The following is a 225-nucleotide window of genomic DNA, read 5'->3' as shown; positions in this document are numbered from 1 at the left end:
GTGGCGTTGAGCGCCAAGAGGTTGGTCTGGCCGGCGATCTGCGAGATCAGCGCCACCACGTCGCCGATGCGGCTGGCGGCCTGGGCCAGATCCTGCACGAGGCCGGCCGTGGCGTCGGCCTCCGCCACCGCGTCCTGGGCGAGGTCGGCCGAGCCCGAGACCTGCCGGCCGATCTCGGCCACCGACGAGCCGAGTTCCTCCGCCGCCGCCGCAACGGTGTTGACG

The 225-nt window shown here is 73.8% G+C and carries 1 pseudogene; it reads right to left on the bottom strand.

Annotated features, from left to right (window positions below):
• Positions 1 to 225: pseudogene (locus AX737_RS34500) on the bottom strand (methyl-accepting chemotaxis protein); the annotation flags it as partial.

Origin of the sequence: Methylobacterium sp. CCH5-D2, from assembly GCF_001556475.1 — a bacterium.
Taxonomy (GTDB): Bacteria; Pseudomonadota; Alphaproteobacteria; order Rhizobiales; family Beijerinckiaceae; genus Methylobacterium; species Methylobacterium hispanicum.
The sequence above is the reverse complement of the archived record's forward strand: the minus strand, read 5'-3'. Positions and strand labels throughout refer to the sequence as shown.